The organism is Erythrobacter sp. (genome assembly GCF_023653175.1).
Classification (GTDB): Bacteria; Pseudomonadota; Alphaproteobacteria; order Sphingomonadales; family Sphingomonadaceae; genus Erythrobacter.
The window spans coordinates 1-4,879 of the sequence record NZ_JAMNXL010000227.1; the positions used below are offsets into that span (position 1 = coordinate 1).

3 protein-coding genes and 1 pseudogene are annotated in these 4,879 nt (G+C 68.1%); 2 read left to right on the plus strand and 2 right to left on the minus strand.

What is annotated here, in order from left to right; translation table 11 throughout:
• Positions 1-1,414, minus strand: a 1,414-nt coding sequence (locus NBV68_RS17660; RefSeq protein WP_366068608.1) for an AMP-binding protein, incomplete at its 3' end; no start/stop codon positions are given.
• 329 nt (positions 1,415-1,743) lie between these two features.
• Between NBV68_RS17660 and NBV68_RS17665 the strand changes: the two genes are divergently transcribed.
• Complete coding sequence (locus NBV68_RS17665) at positions 1,744-3,936, plus strand: EAL domain-containing protein (protein ID WP_296312423.1); 2,193 nt, start codon at positions 1,744-1,746, stop codon at positions 3,934-3,936.
• A 9-nt stretch (positions 3,937-3,945) separates the two neighbouring features.
• Here the strand turns inward: NBV68_RS17665 and queF are convergent, their stop codons facing one another.
• Positions 3,946-4,425, minus strand: a complete 480-nt coding sequence (gene queF / locus NBV68_RS17670) for a preQ(1) synthase (protein ID WP_296312426.1) — start codon at positions 4,423-4,425, stop codon at positions 3,946-3,948.
• Positions 4,426-4,600: 175 nt separating this feature from the next.
• On the opposite strand from queF, the pseudogene NBV68_RS17675 reads away from it, so the two are divergent.
• Positions 4,601-4,879: pseudogene (locus NBV68_RS17675) on the plus strand (hypothetical protein); the annotation flags it as partial.

A 4,879-nucleotide genomic window follows, 5' to 3' on the forward strand; every position in this document is an offset into this window, starting at 1 on the left:
CGCAAATGAGATAGCTCTGCCCGGTGATCCAGCCCGGATCGGCGACCACGAACAGCGTATCCCCGGGGCGCGCATCGAAGCTTGCCGCCATGGTCTCGGCGACGCCTGCGGCATAGCCGTGGCTGTGGACGATCCCCTTGGGCTTGCCCGTCGAGCCGGAGGTGTAGATGAAGAACATCGGATAGTCGGCATCTACGGCCAAGGGCTTGGACGAGGCCCAGATCGCGCGGACGAAATCGGTAGCGGCAAGCGCCAGAAGATCAACTTCGGTCGTGACATTGAAGCCCGCGCCCCGAGCCTTTTCCAGCACGGTGACCAGCGCCGCGTCGGTCAGTTCATGGCTCCAGCGGTCGCGTTCCTCGCGCCAGATCATGTCGGGCTGGTGGGTATGGCGGCACACGATCACCGCCTCCACGCGCGGCGGCAAGGTGACGAGGCTCGAGGCGATGGCGATGCGCACTCGGGCGGCATCGGCGCTGGTGATCCGCCCCTCGGCCCCGAGGTTGATCAGCGCCCGGCCCACGCCGCGCATCACATCCGAACGGTCGACCGTGATCTCGCCCGCCAGCGCCTCGCGCACGGTGTCGAGGATTGCCGCATGCCCGCCCTCGGGCAGGTCCAGATCGAGCCCGCCGAGGATTTCGAGCGCGGTCGTCACCGGCACGAAATTGTCGAGCGCCGGGTCGGTGTAGGCATTCTTGAACGCAGCGACCTGCGCGTTGCGATAGGAGCCGTCGCTGGTGACGATCACCCGCGCGCCGGTATCGGCGATGCGGTCGGACAGGGTCTTGTCGGAGAAGCCGCCGAACACCGCCGTATAGACCACCCCCATCCGCTTCGCGGCCTCGGTCCAGTATATCTGGGGCACGATGCTCGGCATGTTGAGCGCCATGCGATCGCCCGGCTTCAGCCCGAGCGCTTCCAGCGCCACCGCGCACTTCGCCACTTCGAGCAGCAGACGCTTGCGACTGACGGTGAAGCAGTCGATCGGCGCGCCCTTGCCGCCGAGCGCCGACATGTCCCAGCGATCACCCTCGAAGATCAGCGCCGCCTCGTCCCCGTGCCCGGCGAGGACGTGGCGGTCGAGTTCGGAGAAAGCGGCATTGGTGCGCCCGCCCACGAACCAGCGCCAGTGCGGCGGGTTGGTGCCGTCGAAGCCGGTGTGCCACGGCGTGAAATCGTCAGGCAGATCGGCAGTGACGGGAGCGGCGCTGCCGGCGTCCCAGCCGTGCCAGCGCCCGTCCTCGCCCTTGGCCAGCCACGCGCCGGCCTCGGCAACGAACCAGTGCATGTTGCGGCCCGCAATCGCGCCATGGAAGGCGCCCGGATCGGCAAGCGCAGCAGCGCGCATCGCGCCCCAGTCGGCGCGGGTGCGAACGGGATTGGTCAGCGCCTCGGGCGGGCTCGCCAGCAAAGTATCGACAGAAATGACGCCATCCCCCGTTATAGCCAGAACCGGCTCTCCAGAGCCGGGTGCAAATCCCGCTGGACGTGATCCCGAACGCCCCCGGTGTTGCAGCAAAATTACACGTCGTGGATTGCGCAGGAAAGAATATGCCACGCGCAGCCCACGAGCCGACAACGGCCTTTCCGGAAAAGAGTTCCGCGCCCTTCACCGCGCCCCAGCCTCCGCCTGCCGTGCGCGCAGGGGCCGCAGGCTTGGGTAACGCTTTATCAATCACGTTCGGCCTATGTCTGACGCGGGTCGCCTCACGATCACGTGCGACACAGCAAGGACGAGGTATGCCGCTAGGCTTTCGCAAGAACCTGCGCGAATCCAGAAACGCTGCGACCGAGCAGCGCGCGGTAGCGACTGGCGGCGCGACCGATCGCTCGGTGGTGCTCGGCGAGGTCGAGGAACTCGGCATCGGCATGTTCTGGGCGACCGATGCGGAAGGCAACCTCAGCTTCCTCTCGAGCCGCGCGCTCGCAGATCTGGGCGCCGGGGCCGAGGAGCTGATCGGCAAGCCCCTCGTTCGCGTCTTCAACGATATCGAAGAAGAGGTCGGCGCTCCGACCCAGCGCAGCCTCGCCTTCAAGCTCAAGGCCCGCTCCAAGCTCGACGAGCAGATCGTCGCCGTGACCGATGCACGCGAAAGCACCCGCTGGTGGCGACTCAACGGTCGCCCGCTGCTCGATGCCGAAGGCAATTTCCGCGGCTATCGCGGCAGCGCGGTCGATATCTCGGCGCAATATGCCTACGAAACCCAGGTCGCGCGGCAATCGCAGGTCGATGAACTCACCGGGCTCGCCAACCGCCGCAAGCTGGGCGAGCGGCTTACGGCGATGCTGGCGGCGTTCCGCGTCAGCCGGCGCTCCTGCGCGCTGATGATGCTCGATCTCGACCGCTTCAAGCAGGTCAACGACACCATGGGCCACCCCGCGGGCGACGAGCTGCTGAAGCAGGTCGCCCAGCGCCTGCTCTCGATCGTCAAGGACGCGGGCGAGGTCGGACGGCTCGGCGGCGACGAATTCCAGGTGCTGCTGCCCGACATGGATGACCGCGGCACGCTCGGCGAACTGGCCAACCGCATCGTCCAGTCGATCTCGCAGCCCTACCAGATCAACGGCCGGCGCGCGATCATCGGCACCTCGGTCGGCATTGCCATCGCGCCCTATGACGGGCTCGAGGCCGACGAGTTGACCCGCTCTGCGGATATGGCGCTCTATTCCGCCAAGGAAACCCGCGGCGGGACGTTCTGCTTCTTCACCAGCGAGCTGCGGGATGCGGCTTCCAAGACCGCGATGCTTGGCGACCGGCTGCGCGACGCGGTCGACAAGGACGAGCTCAAGCTGGCCTACCAGCCGCTGGTCGACCCGGTCACCAACGAGGTCAAGTGCTTCGAGGCACTGCTGCGCTGGCACGACGAGGAAGCGGGCGACATCAGCCCCGCGCAGTTCATCCCGGTGGCCGAGAACGACGACCTCATCATCCGCATCGGCGAGGCCGCTTTGCGGCGGGCCTGCATGGATGCGCTGGCCTGGCCCGACACCATCCGCGTCGCGGTCAACGTATCGGCCAAGCAGTTCATCCGTCCGGGCTATCGCAAGGCGGTGGCGGCTGCGCTTGCAGCGTCGGGCTTGCCGCCGCAGCGGCTCGAGCTCGAGATCACCGAAAGCGTGTTCGTCGGCGATCTGGAGACGGTCGACGCGATCTTCCGCGATCTGAAGAAGCTGGGCGTGCGTCTGGCGCTCGACGACTTCGGCACCGGCTATTCCTCGCTGGGCTACCTCAAGCACGGGCACTTCAACAAGATCAAGATCGACCAGAGCTTCGTGCGCGGCTGCACCGAGAACGGCGACATCAACCCGGCGATCATCACCGCCATCGTTGCGCTCGCCAAGGCGCTGGGCATGGAGACCGTCGCCGAAGGCGTCGAGGCGATGGACGAACTCGCGCTGGTCGAGGAGCGCGGCGCCGACCTCGTGCAGGGCTACATCTACTCCAAGCCCATCACCCAGGAGCAGGTGCTCGCCCAGTTCGCGGATGGCTCGGGCGTGTTCCGCCCCAGCGGCCCGCCGCGCCACCGTGCCGAGCGCATCACCATCTTCCGCAAGGTCGGCCTGATCCACGAGGACCACTACTACGACGTGATCCTCAGGAACCTCTCCAAGACCGGCGCGCGCATCACCGGGCTTGCCGGGGTGCCGGTGGGGACCGACGTGGTGCTCGATCTCGGCCACGGACAGCTGGTGGTGAGCAAGGTTGCCAACGCCACCGAGAACAGCCAGGGCCTCAAGTTCGAGACCCCGCTGATCAGCGACGGTAGCGGCGGCTTCATGACCCGCCACCGCATCTCGCCCTACTCGCTGGCCGAGGCGGGCATCCCGCTGGCCGCGCTTGGCGCGGGCGCCTTCCCGCTGGCCAAGTGGCGCGAGGCCAACAAGACCGTGCCCAAGTTCGTCCAGCTCGAATTGAGCGTGCCGAACGCCTGAGGCACAGGCCTACCCCCGTCCGCGGTACGTGGGCACGCCCTGATCGGGCAGCCACAGGCCCTCGGGCGGCGCGCCCGACTGCCAGAATACGTCGATCGGTATCCCCCCGCGCGGATACCAGTAGCCGCCGATGCGCAGCCATTGCGGACGCATCTCCTCGAACAGGCGCACCCCGATCCCGACCGTCACGTCCTCGTGGAAGCCGTTGTGGTTGCGAAAGCTCCCGAGGAACAGCTTGAGGCTCTTGCTCTCGACGATCGTCTCACCCGGCACGTAGTCGATCACCAGATGCGCAAAGTCGGGCTGGTTGGTCACCGGGCACAGCGAGGTGAACTCGGGGCTGACGAAGCGCACCAGATAGGTGAGCTTGGGCCGCGGGTTGGGCACGTAGTCGAGCACCGCCTCCTCCGGCGAGGCGGGCAGCGGCGTGTCGCGACCGAGGAACTGGGGCTGGGGCTTGGGCTTGGGCGAGGGAGGTGTGCTTTCCATGCCGCGCTGTTGCCCCGATCCGTCGAACCGCGCAAGGCCGGAACTGGACGCGAGGGTGGCGGCCTGCCTAAGGGAAGACAGCGCGGGTTCACACGCGGGTTCACAAGACCTTGCGCACGGCCTGCACCCAGCAACGCCCCGTCCGATCAACCGCTCCGCCAACGCCTGGCGCGCCATGCCCCGTCTGCCTGCCCGCCGCCCCGTCCGCCCTTACGTCCGCCGCGCCATCGCGGCGCCCGCGCTGACGGGCCCGTTCGCACTGGCCCTCGCGCTTGCCGCCGCGCCGCATGCCGCCGCGCCGCTTGCCGCGCAGCAGACCTTCAGCCTGCCGCCCCCTAGCCCTTCGCCGACGCCCGCCCCGGCAGGCCCCGCCGACGAGCGCGCCGGCGTCGCCATCCCGCCCCGTGCCCAGCCGACCGCCCGGCCCACCGTTACGCCGACCACCGCGCCGACG